The sequence below is a fragment of the Streptomyces sp. CT34 genome (assembly GCF_000805335.1).
GTDB lineage: Bacteria > Actinomycetota > Actinomycetes > Streptomycetales > Streptomycetaceae > Streptomyces.
Genome location: NZ_KN708638.1, coordinates 6,553,808 through 6,578,767, shown reverse-complemented (window position 1 = coordinate 6,578,767; position 24,960 = coordinate 6,553,808). Strand labels below are relative to the sequence as shown.

At 69.3% G+C, this 24,960-nt stretch carries 20 protein-coding genes, 1 pseudogene and 1 CRISPR repeat array; of the genes and pseudogenes, 3 read left to right on the top strand and 18 right to left on the bottom strand.

Going from position 1 to position 24,960, the window contains the following annotated elements; all coding sequences use genetic code 11:
• Nucleotides 1-25 precede the first annotated feature (25 nt).
• Nucleotides 26-3,187: direct repeats of the CRISPR family, unit length 37 nt; unit sequence GTTGCGATCCTCGGTCGCCCCGGGGGGCGACCGCCAC.
• A 137-nt stretch (nucleotides 3,188-3,324) separates the two neighbouring features.
• From cas2 to RZ84_RS28630, 7 genes are all read right to left on the bottom strand, one after another.
• Entirely contained in the window at nucleotides 3,325-3,630 is a 306-nt protein-coding gene (cas2, locus tag RZ84_RS28660) for a CRISPR-associated endonuclease Cas2 (RefSeq protein WP_241777896.1), read from the bottom strand.
• Nucleotides 3,615-4,649 (bottom strand): type I-C CRISPR-associated endonuclease Cas1c, encoded by a 1,035-nt coding sequence (cas1c, locus tag RZ84_RS28655; protein ID WP_043267031.1) that lies wholly within the window; start codon nucleotides 4,647-4,649, stop codon nucleotides 3,615-3,617. The genes cas2 and cas1c overlap by 16 nt, the downstream gene beginning before the upstream one ends.
• A complete protein-coding gene (gene cas4 / locus RZ84_RS28650) occupies nucleotides 4,646-5,314 on the bottom strand; it encodes a CRISPR-associated protein Cas4 (RefSeq protein WP_043267029.1) in 669 nt (222 codons plus the stop codon). Before cas4 ends, cas1c begins: the two co-directional genes overlap by 4 nt.
• Nucleotides 5,311-6,183 (bottom strand): type I-C CRISPR-associated protein Cas7/Csd2, encoded by an 873-nt coding sequence (gene cas7c, locus RZ84_RS28645; protein WP_043267027.1) that lies wholly within the window; start codon nucleotides 6,181-6,183, stop codon nucleotides 5,311-5,313. Before cas7c ends, cas4 begins: the two co-directional genes overlap by 4 nt.
• A 58-nt stretch (nucleotides 6,184-6,241) precedes the next feature.
• Entirely contained in the window at nucleotides 6,242-8,047 is a 1,806-nt protein-coding gene (gene cas8c, locus RZ84_RS28640) for a type I-C CRISPR-associated protein Cas8c/Csd1 (RefSeq protein ID WP_052230202.1), read from the bottom strand.
• A gap of 4 nt (nucleotides 8,048-8,051) precedes the next feature.
• Nucleotides 8,052-8,810, bottom strand: a complete 759-nt coding sequence (gene cas5c / locus RZ84_RS28635; protein ID WP_063772710.1) for a type I-C CRISPR-associated protein Cas5c — start codon at nucleotides 8,808-8,810, stop codon at nucleotides 8,052-8,054.
• 741 nt (nucleotides 8,811-9,551) lie between these two features.
• Nucleotides 9,552-11,834: a CRISPR-associated helicase/endonuclease Cas3 gene (locus RZ84_RS28630; RefSeq protein ID WP_043267025.1), complete on the bottom strand. Its 2,283-nt coding sequence runs from the start codon at nucleotides 11,832-11,834 to the stop codon at nucleotides 9,552-9,554.
• 87 nt (nucleotides 11,835-11,921) lie between these two features.
• On the opposite strand from RZ84_RS28630, the pseudogene RZ84_RS28625 reads away from it, so the two are divergent.
• Nucleotides 11,922-12,283, top strand: a pseudogene (locus RZ84_RS28625) (XRE family transcriptional regulator); the annotation flags it as partial.
• Between the two features lie 668 nt (nucleotides 12,284-12,951).
• On the top strand, nucleotides 12,952-13,368 hold the full coding sequence (locus RZ84_RS35245; RefSeq protein ID WP_052230201.1) for a hypothetical protein: 417 nt from the start codon (nucleotides 12,952-12,954) through the stop codon (nucleotides 13,366-13,368).
• A 627-nt stretch (nucleotides 13,369-13,995) separates the two neighbouring features.
• Here the strand turns inward: RZ84_RS35245 and RZ84_RS28615 are convergent.
• From RZ84_RS28615 to RZ84_RS28575, 10 genes are all read right to left on the bottom strand, one after another.
• Nucleotides 13,996-14,490 (bottom strand): hypothetical protein, encoded by a 495-nt coding sequence (locus RZ84_RS28615; protein WP_043267023.1) that lies wholly within the window; start codon nucleotides 14,488-14,490, stop codon nucleotides 13,996-13,998.
• A 716-nt stretch (nucleotides 14,491-15,206) separates the two neighbouring features.
• Nucleotides 15,207-15,302, bottom strand: coding sequence for a 3-oxoadipate enol-lactone hydrolase (locus RZ84_RS37170; protein WP_078894293.1), 96 nt, complete (start codon nucleotides 15,300-15,302; stop codon nucleotides 15,207-15,209).
• A gap of 104 nt (nucleotides 15,303-15,406) precedes the next feature.
• Nucleotides 15,407-15,997, bottom strand: a complete 591-nt coding sequence (locus RZ84_RS28610) for a hypothetical protein (protein WP_043267021.1) — start codon at nucleotides 15,995-15,997, stop codon at nucleotides 15,407-15,409.
• The gene (locus RZ84_RS28605) at nucleotides 15,994-17,115 is read right to left on the bottom strand and encodes an ROK family glucokinase (RefSeq protein ID WP_043267019.1); all 1,122 of its coding nucleotides are present in this window, start codon (nucleotides 17,113-17,115) and stop codon (nucleotides 15,994-15,996) included. The genes RZ84_RS28610 and RZ84_RS28605 overlap by 4 nt, the downstream gene beginning before the upstream one ends.
• A 211-nt stretch (nucleotides 17,116-17,326) precedes the next feature.
• Nucleotides 17,327-18,136, bottom strand: coding sequence for an ATP-binding cassette domain-containing protein (locus tag RZ84_RS28600; RefSeq protein WP_043267017.1), 810 nt, complete (start codon nucleotides 18,134-18,136; stop codon nucleotides 17,327-17,329).
• Nucleotides 18,133-19,203 carry an ABC transporter permease gene (locus RZ84_RS28595; protein ID WP_043267015.1) on the bottom strand — a complete coding sequence of 357 codons (1,071 nt, stop codon included), beginning with the start codon at nucleotides 19,201-19,203 and terminating at the stop codon, nucleotides 18,133-18,135. The genes RZ84_RS28600 and RZ84_RS28595 overlap by 4 nt, the downstream gene beginning before the upstream one ends.
• Entirely contained in the window at nucleotides 19,200-20,174 is a 975-nt protein-coding gene (locus RZ84_RS28590) for a sugar ABC transporter substrate-binding protein (RefSeq protein ID WP_043271073.1), read from the bottom strand. Before RZ84_RS28590 ends, RZ84_RS28595 begins: the two co-directional genes overlap by 4 nt.
• Before the next feature lie 227 nt (nucleotides 20,175-20,401).
• Nucleotides 20,402-21,406, bottom strand: a complete 1,005-nt coding sequence (locus tag RZ84_RS28585; protein WP_052230200.1) for a substrate-binding domain-containing protein — start codon at nucleotides 21,404-21,406, stop codon at nucleotides 20,402-20,404.
• 242 nt (nucleotides 21,407-21,648) lie between these two features.
• Nucleotides 21,649-22,422, bottom strand: coding sequence for a GntR family transcriptional regulator (locus RZ84_RS28580; RefSeq protein ID WP_043267013.1), 774 nt, complete (start codon nucleotides 22,420-22,422; stop codon nucleotides 21,649-21,651).
• A 104-nt stretch (nucleotides 22,423-22,526) separates the two neighbouring features.
• Nucleotides 22,527-23,264, bottom strand: coding sequence for an SDR family oxidoreductase (locus RZ84_RS28575; protein ID WP_043267011.1), 738 nt, complete (start codon nucleotides 23,262-23,264; stop codon nucleotides 22,527-22,529).
• Nucleotides 23,265-23,604: 340 nt separating this feature from the next.
• Here RZ84_RS28575 and RZ84_RS28570 point away from each other — a divergent pair, with 340 nt between their 5' ends.
• A complete protein-coding gene (locus tag RZ84_RS28570) occupies nucleotides 23,605-24,027 on the top strand; it encodes a VOC family protein (RefSeq protein WP_043267010.1) in 423 nt (140 codons plus the stop codon).
• Nucleotides 24,028-24,034: 7 nt separating this feature from the next.
• Here the strand turns inward: RZ84_RS28570 and RZ84_RS28565 are convergent, their stop codons facing one another.
• On the bottom strand, nucleotides 24,035-24,910 hold the full coding sequence (locus RZ84_RS28565) for a transporter substrate-binding domain-containing protein (protein WP_043267008.1): 876 nt from the start codon (nucleotides 24,908-24,910) through the stop codon (nucleotides 24,035-24,037).
• Nucleotides 24,911-24,960 lie beyond the last annotated feature (50 nt).

The following is a 24,960-nucleotide window of genomic DNA, read 5'->3' as shown; positions in this document are numbered from 1 at the left end:
CCGCCGGCGTCAGCTGATCAGGAGGGTTGCGATCCTCGGTCGCCCCGGGGCGCGACCGCCACGAGCGTGCGCGCCGAGCCCTGGGCGTGGACGAGAGGGTTGCGATCCTCGGTCGCCCCGGGGGGCGACCGCCACTCTCGAATCGCTCGCCCGTGCCGACCTCGGTCAGCACGTTGCGATCCTCGGTCGCCCCGGGGGGCGACCGCCACCCGTCCGCCTGGGCCATGTTGGCCTGCGGGCCGATGAGTTGCGATCCTCGGTCGCCCCGGGGGGCGACCGCCACCCCGAGCGCCCGCCGCTCCCCTCCCCCGGCCCCTCTCCAGTTGCGATCCTCGGTCGCCCCGGGGGGCCATGGCGTTCTCGCTGCTCGGCGAGGTTGCGATCCTCGGTCGCCCCGGGGGGCGACCGCCACCTCAGGATGCGCGGCTTCCTGCCGCTCGGCCTGGACGTTGCGATCCTCGGTCGCCCCGGGGGGCGACCGCCACCTGGCCAGCCTGGCCGACTGGGACGTCCGCGCGTACGGTTGCGATCCTCGGTCGCCCCGGGGGGCGACCGCCACCGTCCTGTCAGATGAGGGACTGGTGGTGACGTCGAAGTTGCGATCCTCGGTCGCCCCGGGGGGCGACCGCCACGCGAGTTCGGCCGCCTTGCTCAGCGTCACGTCGGAGTTGCGATCCTCGGTCGCCCCGGGGGGCGACCGCCACCCACGAGCTGACGACCCACGGCTACGCCGTCAAGGCGTTGCGATCCTCGGTCGCCCCGGGGGGCGACCGCCACACGGGGGTATGTCGACAGGCGGACGGACCACCTCAGGTTGCGATCCTCGGTCGCCCCGGGGGGCGACCGCCACACGAGCCCCCTCCCTCCGTAGCCAGCCAGGCTTTAGCGTTGCGATCCTCGGTCGCCCCGGGGGGCGACCGCCACCACAGGATGCACTCGTCCATCAGTCGCCGCCGATCGTGTTGCGATCCTCGGTCGCCCCGGGGGGCGACCGCCACCTGGAAGCTGCCGCGCGCCAAGCAACGTCACGTGACGTTGCGATCCTCGGTCGCCCCGGGGGGCGACCGCCACCTGCGGGTCCGAGGGCAGTTGGCCCGTGCGCGTCGAGTTGCGATCCTCGGTCGCCCCGGGGGGCGACCGCCACGGCGGGAGTCCATCGCCGGGCCGGACCGATCGGACGGTTGCGATCCTCGGTCGCCCCGGGGGGCGACCGCCACGCCTGCACCGTTCGAGATCACCCCGAAAGCACATGCGTTGCGATCCTCGGTCGCCCCGGGGGGCGACCGCCACCAGGGCGCGTGGAATGACATGGATTTCGACCACGCGGTTGCGATCCTCGGTCGCCCCGGGGGGCGACCGCCACTGGCGGTCGCCGGCGACGCCGCGGAGCTCAAGCTGTGGTTGCGATCCTCGGTCGCCCCGGGGGGCGACCGCCACCCCCCTCGGCGGTGTACCGGTAGCCATCCTCCGAGTTGTTGCGATCCTCGGTCGCCCCGGGGGGCGACCGCCACCCCGCGCGGCTACGCCGGAGCAGGCCGAGGCCGAGAAGTTGCGATCCTCGGTCGCCCCGGGGGGCGACCGCCACAGCCGGCTGACAGCGTGGCTCATCTCCGAGGCACAGGTTGCGATCCTCGGTCGCCCCGGGGGGCGACCGCCACCCGCCGGCCAGGTCCTGGTCGGTCGTCGGCGGCCAGGTTGCGATCCTCGGTCGCCCCGGGGGGCGACCGCCACCCGGCTCGTCGACTTCAGCGAACTCCGCAGGTATGTTGCGATCCTCGGTCGCCCCGGGGGGCGACCGCCACGGGCGGCCAGCCACACCAGCCAGGACAGGCCGAAGATGTTGCGATCCTCGGTCGCCCCGGGGGGCGACCGCCACGAGCCCGCATAAGCCTTCAGGGAGCGAGCGTCGGCGTTGCGATCCTCGGTCGCCCCGGGGGGCGACCGCCACCCGCTGACCTCGGCGTTCCCGGTGACTTCGATGCCGAGGTTGCGATCCTCGGTCGCCCCGGGGGGCGACCGCCACTCCCGACGTGCTCGGGCACGGCCGCGCTGCCGACGCTGTTGCGATCCTCGGTCGCCCCGGGGGGCGACCGCCACTCAATGCGCCGGACGCCGCAGCACGTGGGCATATACGTTGCGATCCTCGGTCGCCCCGGGGGGCGACCGCCACTCATCTCCTCCCGCGCCCGCGAAGCCCAGGACTGACGTTGCGATCCTCGGTCGCCCCGGGGGGCGACCGCCACCTCCGGTCTTGGCGGCGGCGACGGCGGCGTTGAGCGCGTTGCGATCCTCGGTCGCCCCGGGGGGCGACCGCCACCGGCCTTCTCCTGTATGGCTGTGAGGGGGAGGAGTGGTTGCGATCCTCGGTCGCCCCGGGGGGCGACCGCCACCACCGCGGTGACGCTGGTCCCCATGCGCCTGGAAGTTGCGATCCTCGGTCGCCCGGGGGGGCGCCCGCCACTGGCTCGCGGTGTTCCAACCTCACGGCCACGACCTGTTGCGATCCTCGGTCGCCCCGGGGGGCGACCGCCACCCAAAAGCGATTCACTTACGGGAGAGGCCCATGGGGTTGCGATCCTCGGTCGCCCCGGGGGGCGACCGCCACGCCCTGTGCGCAGCCGAGGATCGGGGGACAGGAATCGTTGCGATCCTCGGTCGCCCCGGGGGGCGACCGCCACTGCCCACGCGGCCGGCGACCGCCGAGCCGTGGTGAGAGTTGCGATCCTCGGTCGCCCCGGGGGGCGACCGCCACAACCGCCGGGCCTTGCTCGTGTCCACCGGGTCATCAGTTGCGATCCTCGGTCGCCCCGGGGGGCGACCGCCACACGCGACTCCGCGTAAATCTCCGCACCGGAGTGGAAGTTGCGATCCTCGGTCGCCCCGGGGGGCGACCGCCACCCCCGCACCGGCCCCGGAGCCGCCTGGATCGAGGTTGCGATCCTCGGTCGCCCCGGGGGGCGACCGCCACGTCATCCCGGCTATCCAGCTCTACGCCAACACAGGCGTTGCGATCCTCGGTCGCCCCGGGGGGCGACCGCCACAGTAGTTCGGGACGCAGCCACCCAGGCCGGGATCGAGTTGCGATCCTCGGTCGCCCCGGGGGGCGACCGCCACCACCCGCGGATTTTGCAGCGGCGGCAACGGCTACTTGTTGCGATCCTCGGTCGCCCCGGGGGGCGACCGCCACGCTGCCCGAGCAGCGCAAACACCACACTCGAGCCAAGCGATTACCTGGCAGGCGACACCAGAGATACGCAAAAAGGTCATTCTGCTTCGGCGTGATCCGCGTGTCGTGTGTGTGCTTGAGGTTCCGAAGCGGTGGCGTCACAGGACGAGATCGTCTCGGTGTCGCTGTACTTCGGCGATACCTAGGGTCTGGACGCTTTCGAATCCCTCGTGGGGCAGACGGTAGATACGGATACTGTCACAGTCCGCGTTGACGATGCTGTCCAGCTTCCCCAGGAGCATCAGCAGGTCCTTGTCGTCGGAGACGATTTCGAACACGGACTTCTGGACGCGAACCCCATGGCCTTCGCAGAGTTTGGCAACGCGGCGAAGGCGGCGGCGGCCTTCCGGCGTGGTGGTATCCACATCGTAGGTCAACAGCAGGTCCATCAGGCCGCCGTCCACGGGAGGTGTCCAGGCAGATCGCCTCGTAGATGTCGGGCAAGGATGCGCGCCTGGACGACGGGCAGCAGGCCGGCGGGGACGTCACGGCCGGCGATGGGGTGCTCCCATGTTTGGGTCTTCCAGTCTTGCCAGGCACTGATGACGGTTTTGCGGCCATCTTCGGTGAGGCGTACAGCGCCGCCGGGGAGGTGTTCGAAGTGTTCGGCTCGGAGTTGGCGTCGGTTGAGTTGGGTGAGGGCGAAACGGTCGGCGAGGACGGGGCGCAGTTCCTCCATGAGGTCGAGGGCGAGTGCGGGTTTGCCGGGGCGGATGCCGTGGAGGTAGCCGACGTAGGGGTCGAGTCCGATCTGTTCAGTCGCTCCGTGGACAAGTCCGCGTAGGAGGCCGTAGGTGAAGGAGAGCAATGCGTTGACGGGGTCGGTGGGAGGTCTGCGGTTGCGGTGGGTGAAGGCAGAGATGCCCGCGGCGGGGCGTAGGAGGTGTTGGAGGGCGCCGAAGTAGCAGCGAGCGGCGTTGCCTTCGATGCCCATGATGATGTCGAGGGATTCGGCAGTGGCGGTCTTGTCAAGTGCTTCGGCAAGACCTTCGGCGGCTTCTCGGATCTGCGCGCGCTGTTGGGCGGGAGCATCACGGGCCGCGCGTAGGAGGATCCAGCGGCTGTTGCGGATTTTGCCGGCGACGATGTTGCGGGCGATCGCGAGCCGGGGTTCGAGTTGGTCGTGGAGATGGTGCTGGGCGTGCCGGAGGAGGACGTTTCCTTGGATAGCTCCGTCGAGGCGGGCGAGGTAGCGGCCGCTGCGGCTCATCCAAGTGACGGGGCGGTTGTCCTGTGCGCAGCGGGTGATCAGTTCCGTGGAGAGGTTGATGTGTCCGTAGACGACGATGCTGTCGATGCGTCGCAGGGGGAGGATTTTGCGTCCGGGTGTGTCGGGGAGGTGGACTCGGAGGCTGTCCTGGTCGAGGCGTAGGTCGGTGCCTTGGGTTTGAACGTAGAGGGTGTTGAGGAGTTCGGTGGTCAAGGGGCGTCGTCCTGGAAGTCGTCGAGGGTGTAGAGGTCGGTGAGGGCTTGTCGGTAGCGGCGGGTGCCGGCGAGGACTTTGGGCATGCAGCTGGTAGCCATCGAGCAGCGTCGACAACGACTGTCGGCGGCGGGTGGGGGGAGCGATCCGGTGGTGTGCATGGTGCGTACGGTGAGGGCAAGTTGACGTACGCGGGCGCGTAGTTCGTCGTCGACAGTGACCTTGTGGCGTCGGCGGTCGGCGGCGGAGTACACGGCGGCTTCGGGAACGTGCCGGCGGAACATTTCTTCCAGGCAGATCGCCTGTGCGGCGGCCTGGATATCGGCGGGCCCGCCTGGGTGGTAGGGCCCGGATTTGTGCTCCACGGGCAGGATGCGGCCGTCGTCGTGGAGTTCGACGGTGTCGCAGATGCCGGTCAGCCCGTAGCTGTCGCTCCACACCGGCAGCGCGTGGAGGGTGCGGACGGTGCCGCGGCCTCGGTTGCCGGGGGTGTCGACACGTTGATGCAAGAGGGTACCGCGGACAGTGGCGGCGTCGTCTGCGAAGGCGTCTTCCAGAATGATCAGCCCGGACTGGCGTGGACAGTAGGCGTAATGTTCCAGGGCGGAGAGGGGGACCTGGACCAGGTCCCCCTCTCCGCTGCCCTGGAGGGCTGGGTTGTTCATCCGATGAGGCGGACGAGGCTGACGCCGGCGGGAAGGTCGGTGTCGTCGATATCGCGCTGGTAGTCGGTGAAGGCGCGGGCGGTGGCGTCGCCGGGGCCCTTGATGGTGATGCGGTCCAGGAGCTGGCGGGCGGGGGCTTTGCCGTACTTGTCGTCGTGGGTGAAGACGTACAGGCCGCGGAGGTTGAGTTCACCGCGGGCGGCGGCGCGGTCGTGGTCGAACATGAGGGTGAAGGCGCGCCAGAAGATCTCCAGGTCCTGGGTGGTGATGCCAGTGCGGGCGGCGAGGGGGGCGCTGAAGTGGCCTTCGCCGCGGTAGAGGCCGTAGGGGACGATGTGCTTGGTGCCCATCTCGGTGTTCTTGCCGGAGTCGACGTCCTCTTGCTTGGTGGGCGTGACGCGGGTGATGCCGTATTCGAGCGGGGTGATGGGGTCCACCGAGCGGGAGAAGGTGAGTTGGAGCGGGCCTTGGACGCGGCCGGCCTGCTTGTCCTTCTTGCCGGTGGTCATGACGGCGCCGAACATACGGACGTCGAAGAAGGTCTCGCACATCCACTGGCGGGCATCGAGCTGGCTGGCTTTGTCGCCTAGGGCGTCGGGGGCGTAGGCGCGTTCGTGCTGGGCGTTGAGGGCGGTGCCGGCTTCGACGTAGATGTCGTAGCCGGGCTGCTTGGCGTCCTCGTTGAGGAGGGCAACGGTGTTGCGGATCTTCCGCTTGAGGGCGACGTCGGTGATCAGGCCCTGGCCGGAGACCGGGTCGGTGCGCGGCATGCCGCCGGCATCGGGGTCGCCGTTGGGGTTGGAGTCTCGGGCCTCGATGAGGAATACGAAGTCCATCTTGCGGTTCGGGTCGAGGTGCGCTGCGGTCATGTGCTGTTGCTCCTAAGTCGTGAAGAAGGTTGTGGGGCCGGTTGGATGTGCGACGGCTTTAGGCGGGGGCGTTGGTGCTCTCGGAGTTGTCGGCCTCGGCCAGTTTTTGTTCCTGGGCGGCTTTGTGGGCGGCGCGGGCGGCGTTGTCCTGGGCGCGCTGTTGTTCGTAGCCGAGGACGAACCATGCCTGTTGGCGGGTGTTCAGGAGCACGGGGATGCCGCCTTCGATGTGGGCCAGGGCTGCGAAGGCGTCGGACAGGCGTGCGTCCAGGGCGTAGTAGGTGCCCTTCTTGTCTCGGCGCAGGCGCTTGAGGTGGCCGTTGGCGCCATTGCGCAGGTTGGTGAGGACCGCGGCGGGGGCGGTCATGGCGGTGCCGAAGAATTTGTCGCCGATGGTGGCGTTGATCTCGGGCAGTGCTGAGCGCTGGATGGCTTCCAGTACGGCGAAGGTGCGGCCGCACAGATAGCCGGGCTCTTGGTTGGTGTCGTCCAGGCGGGGCATGGGGCCGGTTTGCTCCTTGTCGGTGCGGTTGGGGTGGAGGGCCAGGCGCAGTAGGGCGGTGCGGGGGGCGTCGAGACGGTGGTCGGCGCGGATGCGCTGGAGCAGGTGTGGCAGGAGTCGGGCGGGCATGGGGCCGCGGGTCAGGGCGGCGTGCAGCAGTTCGTCTTCCAGGCCGCGGGGTGCGCTGCGGGGGGCGTACTTGCCGGCCTTGTCGTCCCAGCGGCCCGATGCCAGAGCGAGGTGCCACAGGGGCAGGTAGCGGTAGGAGCCGGTCCACCCGTCGAAGACCTTGTGGTCTTCGAACCAGGCGCCGAGGTGGTTGCGCAGCCGCCCAACAGTGGTGTCCAGCCAGTCCAGGACGGCCACCCGGGCGTTGTTCAGGGCGAGGGTGAGCGCGTAGTAGCCGTTGGGATCGAGACGCTCAGCGGTGATCGGGTCGGGGCAGGCGTGCAGGGAGTCGACAAGCCGTGCGACCGTCTCTTCCGTGGGATGGTCCAGGGTGTCAAAGAGCGGGTCGGCGGGTTCGCGGGTCCACCACGCCGTGACCGACTCCGCGGCGCGCCGCCGGTGACGGTCGTCCGCGAGCAGGAGGTTGAGGGCGGCCATGGAGCGGGAGCCGCAGGTTTCGCAGACGGGCGTGTTGACCAGTTGGAGGGCGCCGCCGCGGCCGTGGGCTGAGGCGTTGATGCTCACCAACTGTGCGTCGCGGCCCACTCCGCTGGTGGGGATGGCACCGGACTTGATGCTCTCGGGAATGGTGGTGAGCAGTTCCCCCTCGCCCTCGCATACCAGGCACACGCCGATCGTGCCGCTGCCGGCTTTGCGTGCGCGGACCTGCGCCGCCCACGCCTCCTGCGCGGAGGGCCGAAGGTGCAGCCAGCCGGAGTCCGCATCCATCACCGCGACGGTGTCGGTTGCGTTCAACTCCTGCGGGATCTTCACGCGGGCCAGGCCGCCTGAGGAGACGAAGGTGGCCAGCGCGCTGACGCCCAGGTCGTCGGGGTGGCGTTCGGCCCAGGACAGCAGCAGGTCAGCGTACTCGTCCCGGCGGCGGTGGGCCTCTTGGATGGCGGCGTCGCTGACACTGCCGTCGGCCGCGACTTTCGGCACCCCAAGGACGTACTGGGCAGTGTCTACCAGCAGGGAGGGCGGCGGGGTCTTCCCGGATCGGTAGACATACGGAGCTGGCGTCTGCAGCGGTTTTTCTTTGGACCCCTTGGGCAGGCGCCGGTCGTACAGGTCGTCGGCGGTCATGCCGTCGGCGTGTACGCGCAGTACCCACTGGATCTTCTTCGTGCGGTAGTACGGGGGCGGCAGTTTCTCTGCCCGGTCGGCGTACTCCGTCAGGCGATGCAGCAACATGTGGTCAGTTCCCCCGCGCGGACGTTCGCGCCCCGACGGCGGGCAGTGCAACCTGGCTGTCGTCCAAGGGCTTCGCCGGAACGTTGAGCACGCCGTTGATGAGTTGAGCGCGGAACCAGCGGTATTGCTCCCCGCCGCCTTGGCCGTGCTTGGGATAGATGATGGAGTGCAGCATCACTCCCAGCTCCTCGTCCCTGTCGATGGTCGGGGCATCGGTAGCGGGGCCGAAGGAGCAGCTGAACTCACGGCATCCGAGGAACGGTTGGGAGAAGCAGGCCCCCTTGTCCACACGGCGGCGCAGCTGCTCCCGGTACTTGGCAGGGGACACGCCCTGGCTGTGCGCCGCAGGCTTCACCTGAGCTCGAATGCGGTAGGCGACATCCCGCAGCAGCATGGTGTTGCGCTGATCGCGGTCTCTTTCCACGTCGTAGCGCCGTTGCGGATCCTTACGCAGTGACGCCACCTCGGCGGCTGAAATCGCCGACTTCACCTCGTTACGGCGGATCGACGTCCATTCGATCGGCCTGAGCACCTCGATCGCCCGAACCACGTAGTGGAACTCCGGTTTCCAGTAGATGGCCTCCAGCACCCCTGCCGCCGCAGAGGGCGTCATCACCGGGTAGGAGACCCGCTCCACCTTCAGCTCGGGCCGGGTGAAGCAGGCCAGCGGACCTGCCACCTCCACCACCAAATCCGGATAGACCCAGCCCTCGTTGCCGCGCCGCTCGGCCAGACCGAGGCGCCTTCTGGTGTCCGACTCCACCCTTAACTCCTTCCCGAATACGCATCATTGGCGGGCCAGCAGCCTGCATGTCGCCGCTGGCACCACCTCGACTCCGCACCGTATCGGCGGCCACTGACAACGGCCCTCCGACAGCAGCGCTGCCGGCCGCATATCGGCAACGCCGCCGTGTATTAGGGCAGTTCAGGCCAGCTACAGAAGGAGTCGCACAGCACGTCGACGGATCACGAGCACGAGCACGAGGATCACGGTGACGACGGCGCTGTCGGGTTCAATCAAGGTAATTGCGGTCATGGCCCCTCCAGTTGCAGCTTCCATGTCGGTGGATTGGTTCTACTTGTGGTCGGAAGCGATCCTGGGCCACGGGTAGCTTGTGTGACGAGTGTTCGAGATGAAGTTCGCTCGATGGGGGCACGAGTGAGGGGCGGGGCTGACAGCCCCGCCCCTCACCGGTGCGGACCCTGGTGGTGCAGAGCAGCACCCATCCACCGACATGATTGCGACCCTCGGCCGCGGCAAGCGACCGCCATACTGGGGCAACTACCCCAGCAGCACGCCCCATTACATACGCGGCTCGTCGGCAGCCATCACCAAGAGGCCCACGAACCCGACCGCCGCGCCCATGGCGACGAACCGGCGTCTCCTGGCCTACCGGAGAACCTAAGCATTGACCGACATGCGGGGCAGCACTTGCCTATGGTGCCACGTCCTATGCCGACCACCCTGTCAACCGCGGACAGGCACATCCAAGGGGGACACTCGTCAGTAATTGAACGCGCTGCGGTCCTCGGGAGCGTCCGGGTCGAGTCCGCGCTGGGGGTGGTACCCCCCTTCCCACAGCAACAGGTCGCCGGTGATGGGCGTCGCCAGGCCAGAGCGCAGGGCCGCCTCCGCCTCACCGCGCGGCAGGGAAGCGGTGTGCGGCTGCAGGCTGCGCAGCACCTCAGGGCCGCAAGGATGCTCGAAGTCCCGAAGCTGCGCGATGGCCGATTCAATGGCCTCTCTATCGGCCTCCTGGCGAATGACGACTACCGGTGCACTCAGGGCGTCCTCGATCATCTGGAAACTGCGGTCGACCTCGGGGAAGTTGAGGAGGTGCCGCAGGTACTCGATCTCGGCCCCGAGCCCTGAATCGGGGGTCCCCTGTTGGAGGGTGTAGCGCAGGGGGTAGTAGCGCTCAAGAGCTTCCAGGTCGTCCGGAGCAGACCGGCCAGGCCCGAAGTGGGCGCCGCTGGCATTCAAGGCAGCCTCGTAGGACGTGCTGCGTGGTTGTTTGCCGTCGGAGGGCTGGAAGATGACGACGGTGCCGCGGTGCAGGCGGCCGTCGCGGTTGCATCGTCCCGCGGCCTGCTGCAGTGATTCCGCCGGCGCCCACGCGCGGTACACCCGCGGGAAGTCCAGATCCACTCCGGCCTCGATGAGACTGGTGGATACCACCTGCACGGGCTGCCCGTTGCCGAGCAGCTCCTTGATCTCGGCGATGACTTCGCGACGGTGGCCAGCAGTCATCCGAGTCGACAGATGCAGCACTTCGGCGCCGTGTGCCACGTGTTCATCGAGGTGGCGGTGGAAGCGTGCGGCATCCTTCGTCGTGTTGACCACCGTGAGCACCTGCTCATATGCGGCCACCTCAGCCGCGATGCTCTCCAACGACACATCATCGCCCGTCCGCCATGCGTAATCGACTCGCCGCAGCGCCTCGAACAGCCCAGACGGATCATCGACGATGTTCCGCCGCTCCAGCCCCTCCCACGCGGGCAGCCTCCAGAAGGAAGGCTGAGTGGCGGACGCCAGCACCACGGTGACCCCGAAGTGGTCGACCAGGCCCCGCAAGACGCTCAGGATCGGAATCAGCAGCCGATCGGGCAAAGCTTGGACCTCATCCAGCACGATCACCGAGCCGGCCAAGCGGTGCAACCGCCGCATCTGCGACGGCTTGTGCGAGAAGAGGGACTCGAACAGCCGCACCGTAGTGGTCACCACAAACGGGGCGTCCCAGTTCTCCGCCGCCAGCCGCGCCGTGTGGGCTCGCGACTGGAGCTCCTCACGCTGCTCATCCGTCAGGCCCTTCAAACGCTCCTCGGAGTCCAGGTCCACGGCACTGTGATGCTCCAGGACAACGGCTTCCTCTGGGGAGGACGAGTCGGGATCGAGCAACCGGCGGTAGACGGCGGCGTTCTGCTCAGTGATCGAGATAAAAGGCACCGCGAGGATCACCCGGCCCATACCGTTCGCCGCCGCATGCCGCAGCGCGAACGCCCCCGCAGCCATGGTCTTGGCACCACCGGTCGGCACATGCAGCACGTACACCCCCGGCTTTCCCGAGGCGGCCACGCACGCCTGCTCGTATACCCTCTGCCGCAGAGCGTCCACCGGAGAAGGCTCCCGGCCGGCCAGCAACTTCGCCCGCCGCACCTCGTAACGCTCGACCAACGCCGTCATATCCACCGACTCACGCAGGCGCACGCCAGCGCAACCGAAGTGTGCCGCGGTGTCGAGAAAGTCCGCGTCGACCACACAGCTGAACAGCATCCGCACCAACAGATCCAGCCCCAGGCGCCCCTGCCCCGAAGGCGCCCCCAACCACGTCGGGAGCGCTGGCCGCGGATCAGGGTGGATCTCCGGCACCACCGCCTCCACAGCACGGATCGCCTCCGCCACCCGCTGCGCTTCGTCGCCGCCTGCCATCGCTCGCACCAGCTCATCCTTGAGCTGTTCCATATCCGGCATGCCACCGTGGTGCCCGAAGACCACCGCCCCGAAGGGCAACTTCGTGTACTTGTCGGCAAGGAACGTACCCGCGTGCTTGTGCCCCACCCCCACCCGGCCGCCACCCTCACATTCGACGGCCACAAGACGGTCCTGCCACGCACACGTCCCCTTACCGACATCGTGAATCAAAGCCAGGTACGCAGCCAGCTCCCCACAACCAAACACCTCACCGAACCGCCCTGCCAGAGCGGCCGATCCCCGCAGATGATCCTCCAGCGAGTGCCGCACACCAGCCGAACTACGGCTGTGGGCAAACAACTTCCGGTCAGCCATACAGCGTTACCCCGATCCACCTCGAACTTGAATGACCGAGACGAACATAGAAGTCGCTACTGACAACACACATCGACGTCTGCCACCAGGGACATGTGGCTCCAATTGCTGGCGGTGACCCGGGAGCAGATCTGCGTGCTCGTCTTCTCCGGGACCTTCCTCGCCCAATCCAATCCCCACGTCGCCAAGATGCTCGCCGAGCGCGCAGCCGCCGGCGTCCGGGTACGCCTCTGCTTCGGCGCCCCCGATGGCCAGGCGGTCGCCGTCCGGGCCGCGAGGAAGGTATAGGCGACACCCTCGCAGCCAAGATCTGCGCCTCCCTGACCTACTACCGCCCCCTACTCCCCGAGGCAGGCTGCGACGGACGACTGCACGACACCACGCTGTACGCCTCCCTGTTCCGCTACGACGACAACCGGCTGGTCAACCCACACGTCTGGGGTCAACCGGTGTAGCGGCGGAAGACCGCGGCGGTAGCGCGGCGAAACGCTGACGACAAGCGCCGGTGGAGATCTTGACCCGCTTCACGGGCGCCCTGCCATGGGCAGTTGCAGTGAACTGTTCGCTGCGTTTAGCTACTGGCATGGCGCAGTCCCTCCGTCCTCAGGCCCTGGAAGCACACCGACCCGGATACCCAGGTCCCGACGGTCTGCAATCGCTCGCAGCACTGATTCAAGAACGCGGTTATTCTGCAAAACGCCAGCGCGCTGACTGCTTCTCCGTTCCGTCATTGGTGACACGCAGGCGGCCTGTCGACGCGATCGGCCGACAACCACGCCGACTCGGGGGCTGCTACGCGCAGAAGCCCGCCGGAGCGAGCCGACGGGGACTTCTTGCTTCTCGCGCGCTATCACACGTCGCCCCTATGACCGGGGTGTGCCGTTGGTTCGGATCGCTGCCTGGTAGGTGATGGAGGGGTGCAGTTCGAGACGTACCCAGTCACGCTGAGCCCGCAGCAGCACCGGGCAAAGCACGGCGTGCCCCTCACTCACGGCTTGATGACCTCGTCACTCGGGCTGCCGTCAGGTGCTCGGCTAGTAATCCGCCCCGGCTGATTCCGATCGCAGCACGAAGCGCCAACCTGTTCCCGAAGGGACCGTTGCGGCAGGCTGAAGCCATGGGGGAAACTACCAGTCGCGTTTCATTCCGCATCAGCTTCACCGAGTTCATGGCCGACCCGGACGACGATGACTGCCGACGCCGTGCAACGACCGTCCCGGCCGACCGGATCACGTTCGACAACGACCACCTGATCCTGTGGCTCGGCGACACGGAGCGCGTGCGCTTCCCCATGGGCACCGTCAAATCCATCGAGGTCGTCCACGCCCACAGCTCCAGCCGGCGCGAGGATCCGGATCGACTCCGCGCCCGCTACCCGAACTTCGGCAAAGCATGGAGCAGGGCCGACGAAGAGAGACTCCTGTCCCTGTACCGAGCGGGGCAGCGCGACTACGAGGTACTAGCCAGCGAATTCGGGCGACAGCCCACCGCAATACGCTCCCGTCTCGGCCGGCTCGGCCTGGAACAGCTATGACCGAAGCTGGACTAGAAGCCGCGATCCGCGCTGTAGCAGAACTCGCCCACCACGTCCATTGGATCCACGCGTGGCCCGAGAAACCGACATGGCGCGACCGACTCCACCGATGGGTATATCCCGAGATCTATCGCTTCGACCCAACCACCACCCCGCCGAGGCCCTGGCTAGACCGGCCTGCCGGGGCGTACGAACGGACAGGCTGGCGTATCCGAGTCGCCTACGTGGGGGACGAAGTCGCGTTCGAGGTCGAATACGTGGTGTGCTGGCCCTGCGCGATCGGCTGGGTGGAATCACCCGTCTCCTATCCTGGCTACAAGCGGCTCGGACTCGCCTCAGCCGCGCTTCGGTCTCTACGCCACCAATACCCCGGACTGGAGTGGCACACGGGCGGCGGGCACTTCCGCGAGTCCGAACCCTTCTGGATCTCCGTCGGCGCGGACGTCCCCGGCGGTTACACCCAGCAGGAAAGGTGTCACCATGTGGAGCCAAGGCGAGTGAAACGCACCTAAGAAGGCTGGGAGAGCTACCTCCATCGCCCGGAAGGTGCATGCCGATGGTTCGTGCGGGGCGGGAGTGCCTGTGGTCATCACCCACGGGGCGGCCCGAGGCCACGGTCGGGAAAAGCTACGAGGCAATATCCAGCTGGGCGACGTCCGGCATGCCGAACAGGTCGTCGAAGTGACGGGCTCCCTGGGCGGAGATGAGAAAGTATGGGGCGCCTGATCCCGCAATGCTGTGCGGCCCTTTCTGTCCCGCGACGAGCACATCGTACGGCGACCGCACATCAAGGCCATCGAAGACGTAGTAGACCGGGAGCTGTGTCCAGGCAACGAACTGCAAATGCGCAACCACCGCAGCCCGCTCGACAGCATGCCGCCCCGTTTGCCTGCTGGTCATCCCACCCTTGCAGTCGATTAGTACGAGGTCCTTGGCCTTCGCCGCAATGAGATCCGGGAACCACCGGATGGAACTGCCGGTGTTCCTGAGCGCGCATTGAAGCGCCCGGCTCAGCTGCCCTTGTCCCCAGAAGTCGACTTCCCACCCTCGCCTGGTGAGTTGCTCGGCGACGTACCGCTCATGCGCGTCACCTATCGCTTTCCGCTGCTGAAAGCTCGTCATGGATTCAGTGTGGCCCGCCAAGCAAAGCAGGTAACCGATCGTGGATTGAACCTAGCCAGTCCCGTTCTGTCTCAGCAGTTCTCACTGTGTACGCGTCAGTCCGTGGACGTCCGGCTACGTCCGCAGACGTTCACCGCAACTTGGCCGAAATTCGACAGCACAGCCGCACTACCTACCACTGGTCCCGCCTCAAAGCGTCTCCGCCCCTCAGTAGCCGTGACACCCCTGCATGGTTCCAAGGGGGCCGTTCCGGACTACGGCAGCTGCCAACCGCCGCGCGTAGAGCCCCCGCCGGCGCCTGCCCGGCGGGCGCCTCAGCTGTCACTGCCTATCAGCCCTATAAGCGGGGTCCTGGCTGTAGCTGGCCGACCATGTGGAAGACCTCCCAGGCCGCATACCGCTTGAGGCAACGGACGATTTCACGACGGGTCTTCCCCTCGTTGATCCGAGGCTCGTAGCAGTCCTGGGCAGGCCCAGCCACGGCGCCGCCCGCTGCGGCACTCAAGACGATCCCAGACGCCGCAGCAGGATCGAGGAGCGGACCTCGCCGCTGAGGAACGCCGAGCCCCCTGCCAGCACCTGCCCGCGAGGGGCCTCAGTGACCATCACGTGTCACATTGCTGTCACCAACACCATCGACGCACGTGAACCACGCAGACCCCACCCGCGTGAACGGCAGCAATCTGGACCACGTGGACGTCAGAAGACGGTTCCGCCTACCTGTGCCAGGTCGTCCCGAGGGACGCGCCCAGTACCAGTACGGGGGCGTCGTCGGGACCGTCGATCCGGTGCTGCAGGGTCTTCTCGCTCACCCGACCAAGCTACCCACTCCATGACGCGGTCCTGACACCCGGGTCAGGAACGGCCCGATAACCCGGCACGGCGCCGCGGGACGGCGGGCGGTGCGGCGCGGCCCTCAGAACGTCACGGTGGAGACGACGTAGACGACCGGGTGGCCCGGTTCATCGGTGCTGACCATGATCTTCTGGGTGGGCAGCGGCGCCTTCCTGGCGACCGTGACACCCTGCCAGGGCCAGTCGGCGTCGAAGTCCCAGCCGACCTTGGCCGCCTGTGCGGGCGGGATGGTGCTCGCGCCGTCCTTGAGGGCCGCGGTGCTGGTACCGACGGCCGCGAGATAGTGCGCCAGGCCCCACTCGTCGGTCCGGAACTGCACGAACAGCGAGCTGGTCTGCCAGGAGTTGGTCTCGTAGTAGTAGACCGGCGTGGAGCCGATCGGTACCGGGACGTTGTAGACCCGCTGCTGGAGCTTGGAGGGGAAGGCGTTGGTCAGGCCGCCGGCGGCGGCCTCGGCCGACGCGTCCTCGCCGCTCCGGCGGCTCTGCTCGGCGGAGATCACGAGATAGCCCGCCGGGATCGTGATCAACAGGAAGATGATCAGCGCCTTGAGGAAGGGCCGGGGGCGCTTGGCACGGGGCGGCAGCGCGGTGTGGTCGTCCCGTACGGGCGGCAGGTCGTCATGCATGGAGGGCGGATCCGGTTCGGTCATCGGCGGCCGGACCGTTCGTAGCGCTCGTAGCGCTCCACTCGGCGGCGGTTGGCGCGCCGGAAGCGGCGAGCCACCAGGCGGGCCAGGTCGGCGGCGCCGACCATGCCGGCCTCGGGGCCCAACTGGGCCTTGGCGATGGTGGCTTCGGGGCGGTAGCCGCGGCCGGTCAGATGGCGCCGGAAGGCGTCCCTGGCCGGGCCGATCAGCAGGTCGTCGGCGGCGCTGACGCCACCGCCGATGACGAAGCAGGAGGGGTCGAGGGCGGCGGCGAGGTTGGCGATGCCGACGCCGAGCCACTGCCCGATGTCCTGGAGCAGCTCGACGCACATGGCGTCGCCCTCGCGGGCCAGCTCGGTGATCAGCGGTCCGGTGATGTCCTGGACGCGCCCGCCGACCCGCTCGATGATGTTGTACGCGACCGGTGAGTCGGCGGCGGCCAGCTCGCGGGCCTCGCGCACCAGGGCGTTGCCGGAGCTGTACTGCTCCCAGCAGCCGCGGTTGCCGCAGGGGCAGCGGTGGCCGCCGGGCACCACCTGCATATGGCCGAACTCGCCGGCGACGCCGTACTTGCCGCGCTTGACGGCGCCGTCCTCCAGGATCGCGCCGCCGATGCCGGTGCCGAGCGTGATCATGACGAGGTGGTCCTCGCCGCGGCCGGCGCCGAACCGCCATTCCGCCCAGGCGGCGGTGTTGGCGTCGTTGTCGACCATGACCGGGACCGCCAGGCGGCCGGCGAGGCGGTCGCGGAGCGGCTCGTTGCGCCAGTTCAGATGCGGGGCGAAGAGCACCCGGGAGCGGTCGGCGTCGACCCAGCCGGCGGCGCCGATGCCCACGGCGTGCACGTCGTGCCGGTCGGAGAGGTCGAGCACCAGCTCGGTGATGGTGTCCTCGACGACCTTGGGGCTCTTGGACTTGTCCGGCGTCTCGGTGCGGACCTTCTCCAGGATGGTGCCCTCGGCGTCGACCACGCCGGCCATGACCTTGGTGCCGCCGATGTCGATGCCGACGGTGGGCACGCGCGGGGCGGTCAGGTGGGAGCGGCGCTCCCGGGCGCCGACCGTGCGCAGCACGGTGGCTCTGGCGGATCCTCGGTGCACCCGGTCCCGGTACATGCTCATCGGCCCACCTCTTCGCCGTTACGGCTGCCGTTACGGTCGCGGCGGCTGCGTGCTCGCAAGAGTCGTCTCGTCCCTGCGGGTCTCGGGGAGGCCGGGGCCTCGGCGTGGATGGTCCGCTGCGATTGTGCATCACCCGGGTGGTCCGGCGCACCGCGATGCGGGGGCGTGGGCCCCGCGGCGGCCGGAGAGCCGCCGCGGGGCGCCGCCGGGGTCACTCCGGGCGGTGGCCTCCCGGGAATTCGGGGGTCTCCGTACGGGCGAGCTCGTGGCTGAGCTGTTCCAGCTCGCTGCCGCCCGCCATCTGGCGGGTGAGCTCGTCCAGCGCGATCTCCGACTTGAGGTGGCTGCCGGCCATGGTGCCGCGCTTGAGGAGGACGAAGCGGTCGCCGACGAGGTAGGCGTGGTGCGGGTTGTGGGTGATCAACACCACGCCGAGCCCGGCGTCGCGGGCGGCGGCGACGTACTTGAGGACCACGCCGGACTGCTTGACGCCGAGCGCCGCCGTCGGCTCGTCCAGGACGAGGACCTTGGCGCCGAAGTAGACGGCGCGGGCGATGGCGACGCATTGACGTTCGCCGCCCGAGAGGGTGCCGATGGGCTGGTCGACATCGCGCAGGTCGATGCCCATCCGCAGCAGCTCACTGCGGGTGGTCTCGCGCATGGTGCGGACGTCGAGCCGTTTGAACGGGCCGATGCCGGTGGTCGGTTCGGAGCCGAGGAAGAAGTTCCGCCACACCGGCATGAGCGGGACGACGGCCAGGTCCTGGTAGACGGTGGCGATGCCGCGGTCCAGGGCTTCGCGCGGGGAGCCGAGCCGGGTCTCCTCGCCCTCGATGGCGAAGGTTCCGGCGTCGTGCTGGTGCAGCCCCGCGATGATCTTGATGAGGGTGGACTTGCCGGCGCCGTTGTCGCCGAGCACACAGGAGATCTCTCCCGCGTGCACCTCCAGCGACACGCCTGCCAGCGCCTTGATGTTGCCGTAGAGCTTGCTGACGTCACGAAGTTCGACCAGCGCCGTCATTTTGTGGCCTCCGCCCGCTTGCGGACCCAGGCGTTCAGCAGCGTGGCGAGCAGCAGCATCGCGCCGAGGAAGAACTTGTACCAGTCCGGGTTCCACTGCGCGTAGACGATGCCCTTGCTGGTCATGCCGAAGATGAACGCGCCGACGGCGGCACCGATCGCCGAGCCGAAGCCGCCGGTCATCAGACAGCCGCCGACGGCCGCCGCGATGATGTAGAGGAATTCGTTGCCGACGCCGTCGCCGGACTGGATCGCGTCGTACGAGAACAGCAGGTGCTGGCCGGAGATCCAGGCGGCGAAGGCGACGCCCATGTAGAGGCCGATCTTGGTCCTGGTGACCGGGACACCGACCGCCCGCGCGGCGTCCGCGTTACCGCCCACCGCGAAGATCCAGTTGCCGACCTTGGTCCGCAGCAGGATCCAGGTGGCCACCGCGACCAGCACGATCCACCACACGATGGTGATCTGGATGTCGACGCTGCCGATGGTCAGATGCGAGGCGAACAGCGCCCGCGCCGAGGCGAAGCCCTCCATGTCGGCGATGGACTTCGTCGAGACGGTGCCGCTGATCAGCTTGGTGAAGCCGAGGTTGAGGCCGGTCAGCATGAAGAAGGTGCCGAGCGTGATGATGAAGCTGGGCAGCTTCGTACGGGTCAGCAGGACGCCGTTGAGGACGCCGAAGGCGAGGGTGACCAGCAGCGACACTCCGACGCCGACCCAGGTGTTGGCGGTCATCTGGTAGCTGAACATCGACGAGATCAGCGCCGAGCTGACGACCATGACACCGGCCGACAGATCGAACTCGCCGCCGATCATCAGCAGCGCGACCGGGACGGCCATGATGCCGATCGTCGAGGACGCGTAGAGGACCGTGGAGAGGCTGGAGGCCCGCAGGAACGGTTCGGCGGCGATCGAGAAGAAGAGGAAGACCGCGGCGGCGCCGACCACCGAGCCCAGTTCGGGCCGGCCCATCAGCCGGCGCGCCAGCGAGCGGTGCAGCAGCCGCTCGTCGCCGGTGCTCTTGGGTGGCGGGGCGGGCTGCCGGGGAGGTGCGTCAACGTGGCTCATCGGGTCCCCCGCTTCGTGTAGTCCAGGAGCGCGTCGGCGTCCTTCTTGGTGATCACCTGGGGTCCGGTGAGCACCGGCTTGCCGCCGCCGAGGACGTCGGAGTTGTACTTGTACAGCCACAGCAGGTCGACCGCCTCGTAGCCCTGGAGGTAGGGCTGCTGGTCGACCGCGAAGCCCAGCGAACCGTCCTTGAGGCCGGCCGCGACCTGCGCGTTCAGATCGAAGGTGTCGATCTCGGCCTTGCTGCCGGCCTGCTCCCTGGCCTTGACGGCGGCGGGGGCGAAGGGCGCGCCGAGGGTGACCACCGCGTCGATGGCCGGGTCGGCCTGGAGCTTGGACTCGATGGACGCCTGGACGTCGGGCATGTTGGTGCCGTCCACGTACAGCTTCTCCAGATCGCCCTTGAACGTCTTCTTGGCGCCGTCGCAGCGCTGCTCGTGGCCGACGTTGCCCTGCTCGTGCAGGACGCACAGCGCCTTCTTCCGGCCGCGCTTGGTCAGCTCCTCGCCGACCGCCTCGCCGGCCACCGTCTCGTCCTGCCCGATGTGGCTGAGCGCGCCGAACGCCTTGGACTCCTCGGCACCGGAATTGACCGTGATCACCGGGATGCCGGCCTTCTCGGCCTTGAGGACGACGTCCTTCATGGCGTCCGGCTTGGCGAGCGAGACGATCAGCCCGTCGACCTTCTGGTCGATGTAGGACTGGACGAGCTGGCTCTGCCGCTGGGCTTCCTTGTCGTGCGCGTAGACGAACTTGATGTTGTCCTTGGCGGCGGCCTGCTGGGCGCCGTTCTGCACGATGTCCCAGAAGGTGTCGCCGTCCCCGGAGTGCGTGACCATCGCGAAGGTCCACCGGGGGGTGTTGACCGCGGCCTTGCCGCCGGCGGCCTGGGCGGCGCGCGCCTCCTCGGCGCGCTTGCCTCCGGTGCTGCTGCATCCCGCCAGACCGGCGCCGAGCACCGCCGCCAGCACGGCGCACACGACGCGTCCTCTTCTTCCTACCCTTGCCACGAGGACTTGCCTTTCCCGCTGTTGTCGCTGTGCCGGCCGCGTTCGCCGGTCCGTCCGTGCCGGCGGTGCCTGCCGTGCCTGCTTGGTCTGCTGTCGCCGCGACTCCGGCAGGCCGGGCCGGGCAACCTTCCAAGTATCCGTTACCGGCGATCTGTACCGGTTCATGGGGTCCCGCCTTCCCTTCTCGGTCACCGGGTGCCACGCCCCGTGTACTGCTCCAGCTGCGGTACGTCCTTGCCGGTGACGATGGCCGGCCCGGTGAGCACCGGCCTGCCGCCGCCGAGGACGTCGGCGTTGTCCCGGTGGAGCCGCAGCAGGTCCACCGCCTCGTAGCCCTGGAGGTAGGGCTGCTGGTCCACCGCGAACGCCACGTCCTTGGCCTTGAGGAGCCTGACCACCTCGGCGTTGAGATCGAACGTCGCGATCTGCGCCGAGCTGCCGGCCTGCTGCTTCGCCTTGACGGAGAGGGAGGCGAGGGGCGCCCCCAGCGTCACGACGGTGTCGAGGGAGGGGTCGGCCTGGAGCTCGGCCTGGAGGGAGGACTGGGAGGCGGGCGCGTTGGTCCCGTCGACGTTCAGGGTGTCGACCTTCCCGTGGAACGCCGCGCGGACGCCGGCGCAGCGGTCCTCCAGCGACACGTTGCCCTGCTCGTGGATGACACACAGGACGTGCCGGGCGTGCCGGCCGTTCAGCTCGTCGCCGACCGCGCGGCCGGCCACCGTCTCGTCCTGCCCGATGTGCGCGAGCGCCCCGTAGGCCGCGGAGAACTCGCCGCCGGAGTTGACGGTGACGACCGGTATGCCCTGCGCCTCCGCCTTTCCGACGGCGGCCTTGACGGCCTGCGGTTTGGCGAGCGTGACGATCAGCCCGTCGACCTTCTGGTCGATGTAGGACTGGATCAGCTCGGCCTGCCGCGAGCCCTCCTTGTCATGGGCGTAGAGGAATCTGACGCCGTCCTTGGCGGCGGCCCGCCGGGCGCCGTTCTGCACGATGTCCCAGAAGGTGTCGCCGTCGCCGGCGTGGCTGACCATCCCGATGGTCATGTGTGCCGCGCCGGCGCGCCCGCCGCTGCCGCCGGTCGCGCTCCCGGCCTTCCCGCCGGAGGCGCCGCACCCGGCGAGCAGTCCACCTGCGGCCAGTAAGGCGACGGCGGTGCGGAGCGTCGTGTGCCGAGCAGATACGGGTCGAGCCATGCGCGCGCAGATCATCGTGGACCGCCTTCGCTCCCCGGCCGCCGGATTGCGGCTGGAGGAGTTGTAACGGCGCGCGTCCGGCCACGTCAATAGTTTGTCCGAACATTCTGACGCGAGCGTGGTGGTCGGGCGGGGCGCAGGTCAGGCGGCGGCAGGCCCGCCGCTCCGCGGATACGCGCAGCCGGAAGCACCGCTCGCCGGCGGACGAAACCGCTGGTCGGCGCGGAAGGGACCGGACCGGCTCAGGGCCGGACAAGCAGCTGGAACTCGAAGGCGTAGCGGGACGCGCGGTAGACGTGCGAGCCGAATTCGACCGGGCGGCCGGTGTCGTCGAAGGTGGTGCGCTGCATCGTCAGCAGCGGCGCGCCCTCGGGCTCGTCGAGCCGCGCGGCCTCCTCTGCGGTCGCCGCGCGGGCCCCCACGGCCTGGCGGGCGCTGTGCAGGGTGATCCCGGCCGACCGCATCAGCCGGTACAGGCCGGTCTCCTCCAGGTCGGCGGTCTCCAGCTTGAGCAGCCCGACGGGCAGGTGGTTGCGCAGATGCGCGACCGGCTCGCCGTGGGTCAGCCGCAGCCGCTCCACCAGGGCCACCTCGGCGCCCTCGGCGATGCCCAGCGCGGCGGCGACCTCGGCGTTCGCCTCGGTGGTGGTGTTGAGCAGCACCCGGGTGGCCGGCTTCTGCCCGGCCGCCTCCAGGTCGTCGTAGAGGCTGCTCAGCTCCAGCGGGCGCTTGACCTGGCTGTGGACGACCTGGGTGCCGATACCGCGGCGGCGGACCAGCAGCCCCTTGTCCACCAGCGACTGGATCGCCTGGCGCACCGTGGGCCGGGACAGGCCCAGTCGGCCGGCCAGGTCGATCTCGTTGCCGAGCAGGCTGCCGGGGGCCAGCCTGCCGTTCTCGATCGCGGCCTCCAACTGCTGCGACAGCTGGAAATACAACGGGACCGGACTGTTCCGGTCCACGCTGAACTGGACGGGGCCCTCGGCTCCCACGGCTTCTGCTTCGCGTTTCCCCACGCCGGCGAGCGTATCCGTCCGGGCAGATGACGGGAAGTCCGGAGGTCACATTGTCCGGACAAGGCGGGTCGGAACCGTCGGGCGGGCCGGGCGTGACCGTCCGCCTACCAGGGCAGCGGGCGGCCGTCACGGAAGAAGCCGCCGGTCGGGCCGTCGTCGGGCAGGGTCACCGCGTACAGGACGCTCGCGGCCCCCTCCGCGACCGGCCGGCCGCCCGGTCCGCCCATGTCGGTGGCCACCCATCCCGGGCAGACCGCGTTGACCAGCACACCGTCGGCCCGCAGCTCGGCGGCCAGCATCCGGGTCAGCGCGTTCAGCGCGGCCTTGGACGCCGCGAACGCGGGGGTGCCGCCGCCCATGTTGGCCAGCGAGCCGGCCTCGCTGGAGACGTTGACCAACCGCGGATGCGCCGAGGCGCGCAGCAGCGGGACGAAGGCGATCGCCGTCCGCCACGGTCCGTAGAGATTGGTCTCGGCCGCCTCGCGGACCGCGCGGAGATCGGCGGTCACGGCGTGCTGCCCGGTGTCGTAGGCGATCCCGGCGTTGTTGACCAGGACGTCCAACCTGCCGAATTCGTCGGCCACTTGGGCCGCCGCGATGGCGACGCTGCGGTCGTCGGTGACATCCAGCCACAGCGGCCGCACGTCCGGGCGGGCGCCGTCCCGGCCGCCCTCGCGCAGCTCGTCGGCGGCCCGCCGGGCGGCATCCGGGGAGCGTCCGGTGAGCAGCGCCGTGTGGCCGAGCGCGGCCAGCTGGCGCACCACCTCGCGGCCGATGCCGCGGGTGGCGCCGGTGACGAGGGAGACGGTGGTGGCGGTCCGGGCCGCGGAGGTGGGAGGCATACGGGCTCCTGGGGTCGACGCGGGGTCGGCGGATACGTAGCCGGCCGGGGGCGGGCCCTCACGCGGCGGGCCGCCGGGCCGCCCGTACGGTCGCCGGACCGGCCGCCGTCGGTGGCGTCCGCCGGAGTGCCAAGGCACACTTGTCCGCCGGCGCCGAGCACCCGGCGTGGTCGCCCGCGCCGCCGGCGGCCACTCCCTCCGGCCGGCTCGCCCCGGCCTGGTACCCGGACGGCCACCGACGGTGCTCCGCAACGGCATTGAGGAGGTACGGCGGCTCCCGGTCCCGTAGCCTCCCCCCTGTCCGGCCCGCCGCCCGGCACCCCGTCTCCGAGGAGCTCCCGTGTCCGTACGCCGTGTCGTCCCCGATATCCACCTCGCCCCCGGCGGCGAGGCCGACGCGCTGGCCGAGAACCGCGCTTTCTACGGCCTGCTGGGCTTCGAGGAGGTGATGAACCACGGCTGGGTGATGACCCTCGCCTCGCCCACCCACCCCACCGCGCAGCTCACCTTCATGACCCGCGACGAAACCGCACCGGTCGCCCCCGACCTGAGCATCGAGGTGACGGACGTGGACGCGGTGTACGCCGCGGTGGTGGCCTCCGGCGCGCGGATCGTGCATCCCCTCCAGGACGAGGAGTGGGGCGTCCGCCGCTTCTTCGCGGTGGACCCGAACGGCCGGGTGATCAACGTCCTGGGGCACCGGCCCGCCGGTCCGTCCGGCACGGACACCGACTCTGACTCCGATACCGACACCGATAACTGACTGCCCGTCACTTCCCCAGCCACGCGCTCTCGTACTTCCGGTACGTGCCGTCGTGGGTGGCCAGGTGGACCCACTGGTTCACATACGCCAGGAACACGTCGTCGCCGCGGGGCAGCGCGTACGCCTTCTCGGAGAAGGTGAAGGGCCGGTCCGGGTGGACGGCACACAGCTCGGGGTGGATCCTCGCCTGGTAGCGGGTCTCACTGGCGTCGGTCATCATCACGTCCGCCCGGCCGGCGACGATCTCGTCGAAGATCGTGGTGTTGTCCGGATGGACCGTGATGGTGGCCTTCTTGAGGTGCGCCCGGGCGAACTGCTCGTTGGTGCCGCCGGGGTTGACGATGACCCGTGTCCCGGGCCGGTCGATCTGCGCCAGGGTGCGGTACCGGTCCTGGTCCGCGCAGCGCACGAGGGGCGTCTTGCCGTCGGCACGGGTCGGCTCGCTGAAGTACACCGCGCGGGCCCGCGCGAGGGTGATGGAGACGCCGCCCATGCCGATGTCGCAGCGGCCGGCCGCGAGGTCGCCGACGAGCTTCGCCCACGTGGTGGGGACGTAACGGGGCGTGGCGTCCAGGCTCTTGGCGAGGTCCCGGGCCATGGAGATGTCCACACCGCGGTAGGCACCGGTCTTCGGGTCGCGGTAGCTGAAGGGGCGGTAGTCGCCGGTGGTGCAGACGCGCAGCACATGGCGGCGCGGGACGGCGTCCAGCAGGTCGGCCGGGCGCCGGTCGGGCCGGTCGGCTGCCGGCTCCCGCGCCGCCGTCGCCCCGGCGGTCGGCGCGGCCCCCGGGCTCGGGGCGGGGGTGGCGTACGAGGCCGCCGGGGCGGCGGCGGTGAGGGCGAGCAGACCGGCGAGGGCGGGGAGCAGGGCGGCGCGCTTCATGGTGGGCTGACTCCTGATCAGTAAGCGGAGCGCTCAGGGTGGCAGAGCCG